This window comes from Pseudoalteromonas sp. BSi20480 (genome assembly GCF_000241365.1).
Lineage (GTDB): Bacteria > Pseudomonadota > Gammaproteobacteria > Enterobacterales > Alteromonadaceae > Pseudoalteromonas > Pseudoalteromonas marina.
Window position 1 is genome coordinate 1 of record NZ_BADX01000010.1, and the last position, 16002, is coordinate 16002.

Annotated in this window: 14 protein-coding genes and 1 pseudogene; 8 read left to right on the top strand and 7 right to left on the bottom strand. The window is 41.1% G+C overall.

What is annotated here, in order from left to right; translation table 11 throughout:
- The 3 genes from P20480_RS17480 to P20480_RS16625 all read left to right on the top strand — a co-directional run.
- The coding region (locus P20480_RS17480; RefSeq protein ID WP_033024894.1) for a DUF2971 domain-containing protein at positions 1–714 on the top strand (714 nt) is incomplete at its 5' end.
- Between the two features lie 98 nt (positions 715–812).
- Positions 813–1160 (top strand): DUF3024 domain-containing protein, encoded by a 348-nt coding sequence (locus tag P20480_RS16630; RefSeq protein WP_004586968.1) that lies wholly within the window; start codon positions 813–815, stop codon positions 1158–1160.
- 144 nt (positions 1161–1304) lie between these two features.
- The gene (locus P20480_RS16625) at positions 1305–2186 is read left to right on the top strand and encodes an NAD-dependent epimerase/dehydratase family protein (RefSeq protein WP_008126570.1); all 882 of its coding nucleotides are present in this window, start codon (positions 1305–1307) and stop codon (positions 2184–2186) included.
- Between the two features lie 382 nt (positions 2187–2568).
- Here P20480_RS16625 and P20480_RS16620 read toward each other — a convergent pair whose 3' ends face one another.
- The 4 genes from P20480_RS16620 to P20480_RS16605 all read right to left on the bottom strand — a co-directional run bounded on the left by P20480_RS16620 (position 2569) and on the right by P20480_RS16605 (position 7798).
- On the bottom strand, positions 2569–3660 hold the full coding sequence (locus P20480_RS16620; RefSeq protein ID WP_008126571.1) for an OprO/OprP family phosphate-selective porin: 1092 nt from the start codon (positions 3658–3660) through the stop codon (positions 2569–2571).
- Between the two features lies 1 nt (position 3661).
- Complete coding sequence (locus tag P20480_RS16615; protein WP_008126572.1) at positions 3662–4249, bottom strand: DUF4956 domain-containing protein; 588 nt, start codon at positions 4247–4249, stop codon at positions 3662–3664.
- Position 4250: 1 nt separating this feature from the next.
- Positions 4251–5165 carry a polyphosphate polymerase domain-containing protein gene (locus P20480_RS16610; RefSeq protein WP_008126573.1) on the bottom strand — a complete coding sequence of 305 codons (915 nt, stop codon included), beginning with the start codon at positions 5163–5165 and terminating at the stop codon, positions 4251–4253.
- 77 nt (positions 5166–5242) lie between these two features.
- Positions 5243–7798 carry a CotH kinase family protein gene (locus tag P20480_RS16605; protein WP_008126574.1) on the bottom strand — a complete coding sequence of 852 codons (2556 nt, stop codon included), beginning with the start codon at positions 7796–7798 and terminating at the stop codon, positions 5243–5245.
- Positions 7799–7927: 129 nt separating this feature from the next.
- On the opposite strand from P20480_RS16605, the gene P20480_RS16600 reads away from it, so the two are divergent.
- Both P20480_RS16600 and P20480_RS16590 read left to right on the top strand, forming a co-directional pair.
- Positions 7928–8389 carry a thioredoxin family protein gene (locus tag P20480_RS16600; RefSeq protein WP_033024905.1) on the top strand — a complete coding sequence of 154 codons (462 nt, stop codon included), beginning with the start codon at positions 7928–7930 and terminating at the stop codon, positions 8387–8389.
- A gap of 323 nt (positions 8390–8712) precedes the next feature.
- Positions 8713–9159, top strand: coding sequence for a hypothetical protein (locus tag P20480_RS16590; protein ID WP_138740906.1), 447 nt, complete (start codon positions 8713–8715; stop codon positions 9157–9159).
- Positions 9160–9291: 132 nt separating this feature from the next.
- Here P20480_RS16590 and P20480_RS16585 read toward each other — a convergent pair whose 3' ends face one another.
- Complete coding sequence (locus tag P20480_RS16585; RefSeq protein ID WP_008126578.1) at positions 9292–10170, bottom strand: LysR family transcriptional regulator; 879 nt, start codon at positions 10168–10170, stop codon at positions 9292–9294.
- Positions 10171–10307: 137 nt separating this feature from the next.
- On the opposite strand from P20480_RS16585, the gene P20480_RS16580 reads away from it, so the two are divergent.
- Positions 10308–11384 carry a YeiH family protein gene (locus P20480_RS16580; RefSeq protein ID WP_008126579.1) on the top strand — a complete coding sequence of 359 codons (1077 nt, stop codon included), beginning with the start codon at positions 10308–10310 and terminating at the stop codon, positions 11382–11384.
- A 26-nt stretch (positions 11385–11410) separates the two neighbouring features.
- On the opposite strand, the gene P20480_RS16575 is transcribed toward P20480_RS16580, so the two are convergent.
- A complete protein-coding gene (locus P20480_RS16575; protein ID WP_008126580.1) occupies positions 11411–12721 on the bottom strand; it encodes a DASH family cryptochrome in 1311 nt (436 codons plus the stop codon).
- Between the two features lie 159 nt (positions 12722–12880).
- Entirely contained in the window at positions 12881–14608 is a 1728-nt protein-coding gene (locus P20480_RS16570; RefSeq protein WP_008126582.1) for a DUF885 domain-containing protein, read from the bottom strand.
- A gap of 218 nt (positions 14609–14826) precedes the next feature.
- Between P20480_RS16570 and P20480_RS16565 the strand changes: the two genes are divergently transcribed.
- Complete coding sequence (locus P20480_RS16565; RefSeq protein ID WP_008126583.1) at positions 14827–15414, top strand: DUF4202 domain-containing protein; 588 nt, start codon at positions 14827–14829, stop codon at positions 15412–15414.
- Between the two features lie 27 nt (positions 15415–15441).
- Positions 15442–15946 (top strand): annotated as a pseudogene (locus tag P20480_RS16560) (TFIIB-type zinc ribbon-containing protein).
- The last annotated feature ends 56 nt before the right edge of the window (positions 15947–16002 follow it).

Consider the following 16002-nt stretch of genomic DNA (forward strand, 5'->3'; position numbering starts at 1 on the left):
AAGCCAAGTGTTGGAGAATTGGCAATTGACTTTGAATCTGACCATTGCAACGACATTAACTCTAGAAAGATTTTAAGCTCGCTGAATCAGTCCGTTGGTATTCTTTGCTTATCCAAAAATGAATCATCCCTGCTAATGTGGTCACACTACGCGGGTGAGTACTCAGGATCTGTTATTGAGTTTGACGAAGAGCATGAATTTTTCACGGGCCTATTTGATATAGAGTATAGAGAGCATAGACCTAAAAAGGACATTGGTTCTTATTTAAACGGTGAATCTCCAATTCCTATAGCGGAGCTTTGTGTAAAACCCAAGGATTGGGAATACGAGCAGGAATGTAGAATCGTTAGAAACCTCTCTGACTGTAAAAAGGTTAGTGACTATAACGGCTTTCCAGTTTATGTGATGGATGTTCCCATGGATGCGATAAAATCAATTACTCTTGGTGAAAGAATGCCCATAGAGCATCAAAGAGAGATTTGGAACAAAATCAAGAATACAAAAATTGCATTAAACCTCGCTGCTATCGCAAATTGGGGCTACGAGTTTAGAAAAGAACCAATTAAGTATAATCTTCCTGCTTCTGAAATGAGCCCTTTGATAAGTCCAAGAACAGCCCATATATTTTCTGAACTCGAAAATGAGTTCGGTGAAATAGCGCGATGGATGATAAAAGAGCATAAGTTGAGCGATGTTGCTAACCACAAACTATAAAGTGTTAACAAGCGCAAGCAGTCTGAAAATTTACTCGCTAGCGCTCCTAAATTTCCGCTGTTGCGGGCGTTATGTGACAGGTGGAAAATTAAACTTTTATGGCCTTAAGTGAATTCGAAATAAAGAAGATAGAAAAAGCTGCCAACGCTTTTTTAAATAAGCGTAGGCCACCAGTGCATATTAGAAATGAGTTAGACATTGGTTGGCGGCTGGAGAAGCAATCAGTTTATATATATGAAACGCGTCCTGTTTGGAACAGCCCAAATGAATATCATGACCTGGACATGGCTAAAGCAACTTTTATCCTCGCTCAAGGTAAATGGAAAATTTTCTGGATGCGACAAGATCTAAAATGGCATGGCTATGAGCCAAATATGTATGTAAAAACTATTGAGCAAGTCTTTGCCGTTATAGATCATGATGAATACGCTTGTTTTTTTGGGTAAGTCACATAACAAAAAAATCAAGTTCGCCCGCTGCGCGGGCTGGGATGCATACACGCGGGGCGGCTTTGCCATTATGCCCCACATGCCTGCGCCCCTTATTTAAAAGTTAGCTGCTTTGAGGTCAATCATTAGTAAGGTGTTTTGATGAGAATTTTAGTAACAGGCTCTGCCGGTAGAGTCGGGCGTGCAATCTATATTAAATTAATGCGCACCCATGACGTGGTCGGCATTGATAAAACGCCTTGCTCAACAGCCGATTACATTGGTGATATTCTTGATAGTGATCTGATTGATCGGGCTCTTAAAAATGTTGATGTCATCATTCATACAGCGGCTCTTCACGCTCCACATGTTGGTTTAGTACCTGATTCAGAGTTTCAGTCTATCAACGTAGACGCGACCGAGAAACTCGCTCTGGCTGGATTAAAAGCAGGTATTAAGCACTTTATTTTTACCAGCACTACTGCATTGTACGGCTATGCTTCAACACCTAAAGGTATTGCTGGTTGGATAAATGAAGACGTCACACCTCAACCCAAGTCGATTTATCATAAAAGTAAAATTGCGGCTGAAGCTAAGCTAGAAGAAATTTCAAAGTTGTTTCAGCTTCCAGTTACTGTGCTGCAAATGTCGAGATGTTTTCCTGAACCTGCGGATTTAATGGCAGTATTTCGCCTTACTCGTGGCATAGATGCTCGTGATGTAGCAAACGCTCATTTATGTTCTGTGGAAAAACGCTTAAGTGGTTTTAATCGTTTTATAATCTCAGGCGCTACACCTTTTCAACTTTCTGATTGTGAAGCTCTATACACTGATGCTGCATCTGTCATCGAGCGTCAATGTCCTGACATCGCGCTAGCATTTAAACAAAGAGATTGGCAACTACCTCAAAGCTTAGATCGCGTATATGATTCATCATCTGCATGTGACAAATTAGGGTGGTCACCTATACATGGTTTTAAAAGCGTTTTGGAAATGTTAGATACTGAAATACCTGAAGTATTGCCAATTTTGAAACGCAGCTAACAAAGCAATTAAGAGTGATTCGGCATGGGCAGCGTTTTTACTATGCATTGCTTTTAACATTAGGCAAAGCGAGTTCGCCCTCAGTACACTCTTTTTAAAAGTTTCATACTTTGTGCCTAAACTCGTTTGCAAGTTTAGTTTTTCGATAGCTGCCTGTATTAGCCCTTGTCCATCTTTTGTTCACTAAATGCTGGTGTTCATTTTTATTGAACGATATTAATTAGTGAACAGGTAAACTTAAATCCCTTACTGTAATTAGTGGAATAAGTACAAGCCTGATAAGTAACCTTTAGGAGCTTATAACAGCTCTATTAAAATAAGCCCCTGTATTAAACGTAACGTTTAACACAGGTTTGGGCTAATCTACTAAACACCAAACGTATTAAAACGAATACTGTAGCCTTAATGAGATTGCATTGCCCGATGTGATAGTACCGCCTGCCTCGTAGTAATCGGCTTTAATGTAGTCGGCCATAAACTTTATGTTTTTGTTTACGGTGTAGTTAACGCCGAGGGAGTAGGTTTTTGCGTCTTGGTTTTCTTGTTTGAGCTTAAGTAGGCTGTAGCGGCCAGTGAGCTCCCAGCCTGGCTCTGAGCTTGCGCCTAGTTTTGCGTTTTTATATTTACGGTATCCGCCCGATAGCTGATAACCAAATTGCAAATAGCCGCCTTCGTAATCGTTAGTTGAATTTTCAATACTGGTTACTTGTGCTTGTTGCCACTCGGCCATCATGGTAAATCTATTTTTAAGCCATAGTAGCTCTACGCCTTGTTGCGAGAGGCTATCTGCATTAATTTTATCGCCTTCTATTAATGAGTCAGCGGTATAAACTTCAAGAGGTTCATTCACTCTAAATTCGTTACCGTCGTACTGCCTCTCACTAAATGCGATGCCTAGGTGTAAAAGGTTGGTGTTTTGCTGCCATGGCACCCAAGCTACGCGCCCTGTAATAGCAGACGTTGCTTCGTCTTCATCGGGCTTGTAATAACCTAGTTGCCAATTTACAGAGGCTATGTCCCCGGAAAGGCTAATACCTAAGCTGCGTCCTGGTGAAAACGCTTCGCTTATCATGCTGCGTTCGAGCATTAGCAATTTACGCGAGCTGGTTAGTTTTTCTAGGCCAAAACCTTCTTTTTGTTGGCCTATGGTTAAATCGGCAAATTCCCAGCCAGAGTATTCTAGGTAGGCGTCTTTTATTTCGGTTTCGCCATCGGCAAAGCCAAGTTGAAATTTACTTTTCCAGTCTTTACTTATGTCTGATTTAAAACTTAGGCGAGCGCGGCGTATTTCAGAGGTACTTTCTGAATCGTTGCTGTCGTATTGTCCCTCTAACAATGAGCTATCAAACTTGTTGTAGTCGAGCATGATATAGCCGCTTAGGTCTATATCGTCGTTAATTTTGGCAAAGCTTGCGTTACTAACAAAGCAAAGAGCTGAAAGTGCCGCATAAGTAATCGTTTGTTTAGAGATCATGTTAGGCTGCCTTTATTTGTTTTTCGGCTAGGTAACTTACTTTTAGTTGCGCTACGTCTCTTAAAAAGTCGATGTGTTCTATATCTACGGCAACGACGTTTAGGCCTGTGCGCTGTTTTAAATCATCGATTAATGTGGCTTGGTTTTGTGGGGTTATGTTTTCTATGCGCTCGTAGCAAACGCTTTGTACTTCGTAGCGTTTTACAAATACGCTTGAGTCAATCAAAAAGGCAATTAAGCAAATTATGCCATTAAGAATACTTAGCTCAATTAGGCTCATTTGCCCTACAGAGGTCAGTAAAGCAATGGCAGTAACAAGGAATAAGTAAGTCATTTCTTTAATAGAAATAGACTCAGTGCGGTACCTTAGCATGGTAAATACGGCAAATAGGCCAAATGCAAATTCCATCGACATATCAACCCCGTGCAGCAAAAAGGTAATAATAAAAACGCCTACGCCAAATAAAATAAACGAGCCTGCCACCACTGCATTTTTACTGATGCGAAAATAACAGCCATAGCAAAGTACAGCCAGCGATAGGATGTTTACTAAAAAGCGGGAAAGAAAAATAAGATCTAATTTTGTCATTTTAATTATTCTCTAAAGGTAATAGTGGGTTAGTGCGGTTAAGGTGTTTTAAACGGGCTAAAACAGGTTTAAAGCGGTTTACTTTTAAGCGCTCGGGGTAGAGCAAAGCACAGCCAATGCAGTATTTACTAAACGAGGCTGGGAATATGTGGTGTTTGCTCATAAGTTTATAAAATGGCGAGCGTTTTGTTTTTTTACGTTGCTTAAGTTCGGCAATAAAAAAGCCTGGTAAGGTTATTTTGTTATCCCCTTTTGGGGTGTTGTACCACAGGTTAAAATCAAGCGTTAAGCGCTCGGCTTTTTCTTCGTTGGCTAGCGCTATACGGTTATAGCCGCTTTGCTGGGTTACGTTTAAATGTGCAAAGCTGTTTTTCATTTGCTCTTTCATAAACGCAGTACAATGGGCTTGCTCGTTGTTTTTTTCGAGCTTAATACGTGTTTTTACTGTGCGGCTTTGGTTGTTTTTTAGTTTTACTTCTAGGTATTCGGTGGCGGTATCAACGTAGCGCCTTTGGCGTACTTTGTAGCGATTAAGCTTACCGTTATGATGGGCTTTATATAAATCAAGCTCGGGCGTATCAAAATACTGATTATAATAAGAAAATAAACGCTTGCCTTGTATATCAAGTACACGGTACTGGCCTTGTATATGAGTAAGTAGCTCAGGTAAAAAAGAAAGTGGCAGCATAAACTTACTGTCTACACGGTTCATTAAATTAGCGTTATTAAGATCGTTTAATCCGTAACCTTCAAACGGAATAAGTAACTCGTTAATTAAGCTTGTTAATGAGCCATGCGCATCTGGTTTTTCAGGCTGAGCCTGCTTATTTTTAGTGTTTATTGCAGTAATTGTTACAGGTGAGATTGAAGCGTCCTTTTCAAAAAGTTCATCCTTAAAACGTGCTTGAATTGTCATAATTTTCTCAGATTATTAAATTGCAAAGTTATAGAGTGCAGTGCCAGCGTGCTGACACCGCATGAAGGATGGGTTGTTTATCTAGCGCAAAATCCGCTGCCATCGCCAGCTGAAGGCAATGTGCCATCGAGCTGCGCGGCCATATTTGCTACGCGGTACTGCATAAACGACGTTAAGCCGTAAAACTGCCCCGTTGTAGAGGTTAGGTTTTGCTCAAAGTAGGTTGATCCATAAAAGCTGGTTGGGTCGTTTTGTACGTGCTCACGAATTAGGTCGGCTATTTCATTTACGCGTGCGTTAAATGTGTCGCTTGAAAGTGAGCCATTAATAAGCTGTGTTAAGTAACTGTGGTACGTGTCTAGGTTGCTTTGCTCGGCAAATACATTAGCAATTAACGGGCGCTCGCTTAATGCGCCGCTTACTGGCTCATCAATGTAGAGCTCTCTTACATCTACGCCATTACAATCCATGGCAAAGGTGCCAAATGACTCGTTAAAATCCCACGGCAAAATGCTAAATACGCCATCGTCATCGTAAATATAATAGTTATGTGCAAGCGGGCCGTGGTAGCTATCTAAATTAGACAGTGAAGTACTTACCGACATATAACGTAAAAGTGTGTCTACTTCTATGGCGCTGGTTTCGCCTTTATCGAGCGATTCAACAAAGTTAATAAAGGCGCCGTTATCTGTGGTGTCTTCGTTGGTTTGCAGGTTTATATCGGTGTAGCTTTGTATGTCGTCACCTAGCCATAATAAATCGCTGCCTGTGCCATCTGGCTTGTATAAATCGCCATTACTGTTGGTAAAGTGTTTTTCAACAAATTCGCCATCTACGGCTTCTACCATTAAATACAAACCAAATAGTTCGCCGTTTACATAAAAGTTAACGTAAGCATGCTCAGGCGTTGGTACGCCCATTTCATCCATTAGCTCGTAGGCGATTACTTCACGCATGTACGACGGATCGTTAAACGAATTTTGTAGTGTGAATTTTTTTAGCCCAAAAAACTTTTGCCCCGACACATATTCGTTAATATCGACCTTAAAACTGTAACGGTCGCTGCTAGAGTTGGCAACGCTGCTTAAGCTTGAGCCGCCTTTAGTGCGAATAGCTACGCTATCGAGTGTTACCCCATTAAAGGTAATAGCGGTTTCGTGATATTCCTCATCAAGTGGGTTATCTAGAATGTCTTGCCAGTTTTCGTCGCTAATTGTAATAGAAAGCGTATTAACCGCTGTGGGTGTAAAGGCAGTTGCAACTGTATTTTCACTACTTGGGGTAGGTGTTAAAAACGCATGAGTAAAGCCTGTACTGCTACTTAGGCCGTAACTAAAGCCTGTGGCTACATCACTTTCATCCCAGTCAATGTAGTCAATTACTTCATCGTTGAGTATTAAGCTTAGCTCGTCTTCTTTGCCTAGTTTAAACGGGACGTAGTAAGTGCCTGGGTCTTCATCGGTGGCATAAATGGTTATGTATTCACCCGCGTATAAATCTATGTCGGGCAGGGTAACGGGGTCTATGTCGTCGCTTTCATCAATAACGTGGTAGTTGGCTAAGTTAATTGTATTTGCGCTGTTGTTGTATAGCTCAAACCAGTCGTTGCCATCGTCTGCGGCGCTTGCCACTATTTCGTTAATAACGAGAGGCCCGTGGGTTGCTTGGCTGTTTGAGCTAAGTTCTGTTGGAGTGAGTACCGCAGTTGCATCACTGCCATCTGGGTAGCGGCCATAGCTGTAACCACTTAGCGCTTGGCCTTTATTCCACGATAACTGCTCTATAATTACATTGTTACTGTAAAGGTTTACGGTATCGCTTGAGCCTAATTTAAACGCAACGCTTGGCAGGTCGCCTAAATCATCGGTGCTTGCGTAAATACGATAAAACTCACCCGGCGATAACGTGATATCGGGTAGAGCAAATTGTTCGTTATTGTCATCACTTAGTGTGTAGTCTGCTAAATACACATCGCTACTGCTTGTTACATAAAGCTCTATCCAGTCCTCGCCACCGCCGCTATCTTTTGCTACTACTTCGTTTATACGCAGTGGCGCATCTTCAGCAATTAGCGTTGTAACAAGTGTTGAGGTATCTGCTGTTTGGTTAGCTGCGCCCTCTGTGGGCGTTAGTGTTTGCGCGGTGCCGGTGCCATCGGTATATAAGCCGTAACTAAAACCTTCAGCGGCTTCGCCTTCTTCCCAATCAAGTACAGAGATAGCAGTGCCGTCCTCGTATAACGTAACCGCATCGTCGCTACCTAGTTTAAAGGTGACGTAATAACCGTTATCGGGCGGTGTATCGGTTTCATCAATGGCTTGAATAACAATAAACTCACCTTGGGAAAGCGATGCTGCGGGCAAAGCTTGAGGCTCTCTGTCGGCGTTATCATCAACAAGTGAAAATACCGATAAGTCGGCTATATCTTCAGTGGCGTATAGCTCAATCCAATCGTAGGTGGTATCGCGTGGGCTTGCAACAATTTCGTTAATAACTAAGCCCGTTGAGGTAATTGTTGATGATGAGTCAGTTTGCTCTGTGCTGCTATCGGTTGTTTGCTCAGTACCGCCACAGCCATACAAAAATGTAGTGGAGGTAATTAATGAATAAAATAGTAGGGGTTTTATGGTCATTGATGCGATCTTTTTTATTTTAATAACGTGGTAAAACAATAAAAAAAGAAGGTGCAAACAATGTGTAAACATTCAGTAATATTCAGTATAGTGAACTTAATTACTCATTTTAAAAGTTACCTTAACCTAATGATTAAAAAATTAATTTTATTATGCGCCTTAAGCATGCCATTGGCAGCGTGTGCTGACGATGTTGCGCCATTTTCAGGTGAGATAAGCGCGCAGGCTTTACTAAACGATTACGATAAGTTTAGCGAGCAATACAAAGCATTCACGCCAACAGCACAAGACATTGCGTTAATGCAAAAGCTAGAAGGTAAAGAGCTAATTGTATTATTTGGTACTTGGTGTCACGACAGCCACCGCGAAGTACCTAAACTCATTAAGCTTCTTGAACAGTCAAAAGTTGAACTGGCAAGTGTTAACTATGTGGCTGTGGGTTTCAACAAGCGAGACGATGCAGGTGTTGCTGAGGCACATGATTTAAAATACACCCCTACATTTATTGTTAAACAAAATGGTAAAGAGTTGGTGCGTGTGATTGAAAAACCAACGGGGTCATTGGCAGAAGATTTAACACAGGGTTTGTAAGGGTTATGTGAGAATCATCCCGCAATTTTATTTATAGTTAAAATGGATATTTATGAAGTGTAAAAAGTGTAAAGCAGGGATTACTTCACCTGTAGTTAAAACGACAAATCTTAACGAGACTCCAATCGCGTCATCATCTTGCCCTGTGTGCGGTGAAAATTTAGATGGTTCAAAAAGATATTGGGTTTTATTAATTATTTTAATTATTGGTATTGGTTTAGCATCAAAGTATTTGTCTTGAGCCTGGTTATATTACTCACACATGTGAATGAGCAAGACTTTAGTTTTGATTATTAGTCTTTTACTTAAAAGTTATGTGGCTTATGAAATTAATGCGATCTGAAAAAGTTCAATTGTGGTTTTTGATAAATGCCAACAAATTGTTTGTAGCTGCAGCTGCTTTTGGCGTTATTTTTGTCTTGATTTGGGGGGATGCTTCTCAATGGGAATACGAAGAAGATAAAAATCACTACAGCGCTTTTTTTTCATCTATTGATAGCCGAATTAGTTTTGTAAACTATGGCTATTCAGGTACCAGTATAAGAGTTGTTTTGAATTTTGATGCCGAAGGGCTCATTCCGGATGACATTAAAAGCATAACTCCAAAGTATAAATATTTAATTCTTGAACGCATTTGTAATGATTTAGAAAGTTTGGAACTTTTAGAAAGCGGCTACTATTTTGATGTGGATTTAAGGGATATCAGTTCTGAACACATGTTTAAAAATTATTTTAATTTAATAGTGAAGCATGAGAGGTGTGTCACCTAACGCAATTGAGTTTTAACTTAGCTAATAGGCATTAGAAAGACTAAAGAGCTTTTCATATGTTAAACTTTATAAGTTTTCTACAGGTGCCTTACCGCACATAAATTGTGATCACTATTTACTATTCACTATTCACTATTCACTAAACAGGCTTTTTTCGAACGCTTGGGCAGCATGCGAGGATGGCCTGTCTTTATAATGCAGTTGATGAAGAGGCCGAGAGAGTTGCTCGTTATTTTTTTGGCTCAGGCGTGTTAATTTACCTAGCTGCACTAAATCCTCAGTAACTACATTTGGCAATAAAGCGACTCCCATACCTTGCGCAACGGCCCTTGCAATGGCTTCGTTGCTGCCTAATTGCATACTGCGCTCAGCTTGCACGCCATGCTCTGCTAATAACTTTACAGACATTTCTAACGTGCCCGAGCCTGGCTCGCGTAATAACCAAAACTGCTCGTTTAACCATGCGTTTAAGTCTTTAGCGGGCTTAAAGTTACTTGGTATAACCACACTCATTAAATCGTTTTGCCAGTGCTTACTTATTATATGCGGCTCGGTAGGTGTGCCTTCAACCAGTGCTAAATCGATAGTGCATTCAAGTAATGCGTGCTCAATTTGCGCGGTATTAGCCACTTGTACTTCTACTTTTATGTGTGGGTACTGCGCACAAAATTTGGCTAAGTAGGGCGGTAGCCAATAACTGGCAATGGTGGTGCTGGTGCCTATAACTAATGTACCGCGCTTAAGCCCTGTGCGCGATTTTATATCGTCAATGGCGGCTTTTTCGATAGCAAAAATACTGCGGGCGTGATCATACAAAGCTTGACCGCCTTCGCTTAAGGTGAGCTTTTTACCCTTAGATGCGCGCTCAATAAGTTGCATATTTAACTGATGCTCTAGCTCTTTTAGCGCCTTAGAAACAGCGGGCTGGCTTATAAAAAGCGCTTCGGCTGCGCCTGAAAAGCTACCCAATTTAGCCACTGTATAAAACACCCTAAGTGCATGTAAGTTCATTAAACAACCTTAAATTGTATAACTCTAAATTGTATAACCTTAAGTTATAAAATCATGATTTTAATATATTGGAGTTATATTTTGAGCTTTCTTACAATTAAGTCAACACATCAATATGGTTTAAGTGAGGGAATATTATGCTTAGCGCTATTAAAAATGGGTTTCAGCCTTTGGTTATTAATACTAAGCAATACGGCGATACGCGCTGGTGGTTAGGTATGCTGCTGGTGGTTGTGTTAGCGGGGGCATCTGTTGCATTAAGTAAGTTACCTATAATGCAAAGTGCGCAATTTAGCTCGTTAACAATTGGTATTGTGCTTGGCATTATTGTGAGCAACAGCGTTTTTGCGCACATTGCTACGCGTACAGATGTAGGCGTTGATTACGCTAAAAGTATATTACTTAAAGCGGGCGTTATTTTATTTGGGTTTAGGATTACTTTTGCACAAGTAGCGGGTGTAGGCTGGCATGGCCTATTAACCGATATAGTAATGCTGTTAGGTACATTTATTTTGGCAGTGCAGCTAGGCAAGCGCGTTTTTAAGCTTGATGAACAAACAACCATACTAATAGGTGCGGGTAGCTCTATTTGTGGCGCTGCAGCGGTAATGGCAACAGAGCCGGTTATAAAAGCTCAGGCACATAAAGTATCGGTAGCGGTGGCAACGGTTGTGGTGTTTGGCACGTTAAGTATGTTTGCCTACCCTATTATGCTTGAGTACATGGGGCTGAGTGAGCACGCATATGGTATTTTTGTTGGTTCAACCATTCATGAAGTCGCGCAAGTGGTAGCAGCAGGGACTGCGGTAAGTGCCAATGCAGCCGACACCGCAGTGATAGAAAAAATGCTACGCGTAATGATGCTTGCGCCATTTTTAGTAGGCTTATCGTTTTGGCAAAGTAAAAAGCATGCAAACATAAACGCACAGGGCGGCGAGCAAAAATCAAGAATTACAATCCCTTGGTTTGCGGTTTTGTTTATAGTGGCAAGCGGGATACATTCGATATCGGTTATTCCGCAAGGTACTACAAACGCCATTGTATGGTTTGACAATATACTACTTACCATTGCCATGGTCGCACTTGGGCTGCGTACACATGTTGGCGCTATTCGCCAAGCCGGTATAAAACCGCTGTTATTAGCTGGCTGCTTATTTTTGTTTTTAACCTTAGGTGGCTTTTCCATTAATGTAGGCATTGCTCAGCTGTTTTAAATATAACTAGGTGGAGGTAGATTGGCTTAAATAGGCCAATCTACTTCGTTTAGGTGATCGAGCTGTGCATCTGGGCTTTGATTGCCTCCCCATTTTTTGGTGTAAATGGATTTAGGGTCAAACTGCTGTGTTTGCTTTTCAATATTGAAGTGCCGCCCGCCACGTGGGTCAACGCCTACTCCCGCTATGTACTGCCAGTTGCCCCAATTGGCTGCTACGTCATGATCAATTAGCTGCTGCTCAAAATAAGCTGCGCCGTAACGCCAATCGAGTGCCAGCTCGTTAACTAAGCAGCTTGCCACAATTTGCCTTGAGCGGTTTGTTATAAAACCGGTGGCATTGAGCTCTTTCATGATGGCATTAACCAAGGGGTAAGGCGTTGTGCCTTGGCACCAAGCAGCAAAACGGTTTGGCATAAACGTAGTAAGTGGCTTAGTTTGCTTTTGCCCCTTAAAACTAAACAAGCTGCTTTGTACATTTAGCGCGTGCCATTTAAAGTATTCGCGCCACAGTAGTTCAAACTTAATCCAATAGGTTGAATCGTTAGCGGTATATGTTTGTTCGTATTGCTCAACCGCATTGTATATTTGTTTTGCGCTAATACACCCAAAAGCAAGCCATGGGCTAAATTTAGTGGTGTTGTCAAAGCCGTCAAGCGCGTTGCGAGTTATTTTGTAAGTGCTAGGTAATTCGCCTGCAAAGTATTGTTCACAGTGTTTTTGTGCGCTTGTTAAGCCGCCATGCATTGAGTTGTTAACTGCTTTTGGTAACTCAATTGGGTTTTTAGCGCACAGCGTAATAGGTTTAGGCAATAGCTCGGTTGTAATGTGCGACAGTGTGATTGGTATGTTGGCAGCTTCAACCTTCTTTTTAAATGGGGTAAAGCTTTTGGGTAAATCTGTTAAGTTAAATGGCAGGTCGTTTTGCTGATACAAGGTATCCTGCAGGGTACCGGTAAACTGGGTTTCAGGACAATGAGCTTTTAATAAATTAATTTCGCGTTGTTCGTACACACCAAATTGCTCACTGTAAACCACTTCATCAATGTGTTGCTCTTTAATACGTTGCTTTAAAACACTAACTGGTTCGCCTTCTAGCACGTGCAGAGTTTGGCCACACGCAATTAATGCTTGCTGTAACTCATAAAGGCTTTGCATTAAAAAGGTGTACTTGTTTTCACCATACTGCTTTTGCTGATAATTCGTGTTTTTAAACCAGTTGGGGTTAATTACAAACACCACGTCTAGTGCGCATTGCTGTAGTGCAAGTTTGCTAAAAATTGGGTTGTCGTTTAGGCGTAAATCGTTTTGTAGCCAATATAAAATGCGTTTGCTCATACTTTTGCTCTGGTTTTGTAGATGTTGTATTTACGAAACAAAAGTAGCTGAGGATTAGTTAATCGTGTTTTTAATCGAGTAAATTTATAAATACGTGCAAGGTTGCGATTTGAGAAGAGGCGATAGAGTAACCGCCTCTTATTTTATTAAAGTACGGTTTTACTTTGTCATTTTTTGTTTTGCTATCCAATCGTTTATAACGTCTTCAAGAACAGCCATTGGCAGGGAGCCTTGGCCAATAACGGTATCGTGGAAGCTGCGTATATCAAATTGTGGGCCTAGTTCTTTTTCGGCTTTTGCGCGCAGTTCGCGTATTTTTATTTCGCCCATTTTGTAAGAGAGCGCTTGGCCTGGCCATGAAATATAACGGTCTATTTGATCTTCCACGGCGCTTTGTGGCAACGCTGTGTGGCTTGCTAGGTAGTCAATTGCTTTTTGGCGGCTCCAGCCAAACGCATGAATACCGGTATCAACCACTAAGCGCACTGCACGCCACATTTCGTAACCTAAACGGCCAAAATCGCTGTAAGGGCTTTGATAAAAACCCGCTTCTTTACCTAAACGTTCTGTATAAAGTGCCCAACCTTCGCCAAATGCAGAGTGGCTGAGTGTGCGTCTAAATTCGGGTACATTTAGCTCCATAGCAATGGCGTTTTGTAAATGGTGCCCGGGTATGGCTTCGTGCAGACTAAGTGCTTCTAAATTATATAAAGGCTGCAGTTTAGGGGTTGAGGCTAAAAAGTAAGTGCCTGGCGAGCGGTTATCTGGCGGTGGCATATAAAACGCGCCACGACTTGCTGAGCCTTTAATAGTAAAGGTGTTACGCGGTAAGTGGCCAAAGTAAGTAGGCAATTTGCCATACATTTTCTGCGTAATAAAGGCTGTTTTTTCAAGCAGGTCTTGCGCGTCTTTTGCGTAAAATTGCTCATCGGTTGCTAAAAATTCTAAAAACTCACTATAGGTGCCATCAAATTCTACTTCATCAATAATGGCTTGCATTTGCGCCTTAATACGCGCGACTTCTTTTAGGCCTAACTCATGTATTTGTTTAGGTGTAGCGTTAGTTGTGGTGTAGTAATTAACGGTGTATTTGTAATAATCAAGCCCGCCTTCAACGCTTGCAATGCCCGGCTTCGCTCTACAGTGTGACATGTAATCATTTTTAAAAAAGTCATAAAAATGCTGATAGGCAGGAATTACTTTTTCTTCAATTAACGCTTGTGCTTTTTGTTTTAAACTCGCTTTTTGCGCTGCACTAAATGTATTAGGTATACGCGTGAAGGGCTCGTAAAGGGCGCTTTTTTCGGGGTTTTTAACTAAATGCGCGCTAATGCTTTGGCTGTAATTTTCAAAGGTTTTACAGTAATGAGTAAAGCCTGTTTTTATACCTTCTTTCATTAAATCAATATTTTGCTGATTAAAGCGCGGGTAGTCGGCAAGGCTGATTAAAAATGCGTTGTAATCATCCGCTGTTAAAAAAGCCATGTTAGCGGGTGCTTCTGCAAAGTAAGTATGCCAGCCACTTAAAAAATTAACCGGAAAATACTTATCTTGATAAAGGTAGCTTTGCTGCTCGGTTTCGCGCTCATATTTAAATAAGCGATAGTTCATTAGTTGCTCGTTATTGAGCGTTTTTGGGTCAATGTTGGCTAAGCTTTTTAGTACGCTGTTGTTATAAGTTTGGCGATTAGCAATGGCTTGCTCGCTCCAGTTTGGTAATGTGCCGTTTGGTTTCCAACCGTCAGGGTCGGTTCGAAAAAATATTTTTTCAACTTTGGCATTTTGCCAGTGGTTATCAATAATGGTTTTTAAATCGCTGTTGCTGTCGGCAAGGCTTGGTAGCGAGGTGGTTGCTAAGCAAATAGCTAAAATACGTTTTTTAAACATAGTGATCCGTTATTGGCGAGTTAGTCGCGCTTTTTTATTTTAATTTGTGCTCAATATAGTACCAAGTTAACTTAATCAATGCGCTTACTTTTACCCTTATGTATTTATCGGTTGTATTTTAAGATTGAGCAAATTTCACTACATAACTTACAGCAGCTCTAGTTTATTGTTTTATCAGCGTTTAGAATGATTAAAACTTATTATAAAAAATGACCGTCATGTTTAATAAAGTAATCGCCTTGATTGATGAAGCAAACAACCAAGACCCAAATAGTGAGCAATTTAATGGGCAAAGCGTGCCCAAAGAAAGCCTTTATGCTACTCGAATGAGCGACATGCTTAGCCGTTTTAACCCCGATGCTGGCGAGCTTATGCAAATTGCAGTGCGTGGGCAGCATATACAACGCTGGAAGTCGCCGCGTAGTGACTTTGAAATGAACAAGCAAGGCTATCATCAATGGCGCAGTGCACTTTATATATTTCATGCAAGTAGTGTTGTTGCGCTTATGAAGCAAGCTGGTTACGGCGAAGCTGAGCAAAACAGAGTGTACGATGCGGTGGCTAAAAAAAATATTAAACGTAACCCAGACAGCCAATTAGTAGAAGACGTAGCAAGCCTCGTATTTATTGAGCATTACATGTTGGGGTTTGCTAATAGTAAGCCTGATTACGATGAGCAAAAATGGATAGGGATTATTCGCCGTACATGGCAAAAAATGTCAGATGACGCGCATGAGTTTGTACTTGCAGGTAATATTACATTGCCAGCGCCGCTTGTTGGGCTTATCGATAAAGCGCTTGAGTAAAAGAACATAAATAAAAAGGAATTTTAAATGTATTGTCCTCGTAGTAATACGCCACTTGAACCTTTACTTGTTGGCGGCATTACTGTTTTTACGTCAGCGCAAGGTGGCGTGTTTTTTGATAACAGCCAAATTTTTAAGTTTAGCTCGCCTGAGTTAAAGCATGGTCAGGTTTTACTTAAACACTTAAGTAACTATACCGAAAATGAAGGCGATGTTTCAATGCGAGTAAATTGCCCAAAATGCAAAAGCATTGTAATGATGCGTAGGTATTTTTCACCGCTAAAAGCAGTTGAAATAGATGAATGCCCAAACTGTGCGGGAATATGGCTTGATAGCGGCGAGCTTGCAAAAATACACGAAAACCACCTAACCCCCAAAGAACGAAAACTGTTAGTGCACGAAATGTCCACCAATCATGGGTTTATAACTATTAAACCGCCTGCTTCTAGGTTTATGCCAACTAATAAAAATAAAAGTAGCGCACGAAACCACGGTTGAGAACTTAGTGCGCTTAGCTTTACTTAGCTTGTAACGTTTAATAATGTATTAAAACAAAAACGGCGTACTAAAAAGTAACGCCGTTTTTGT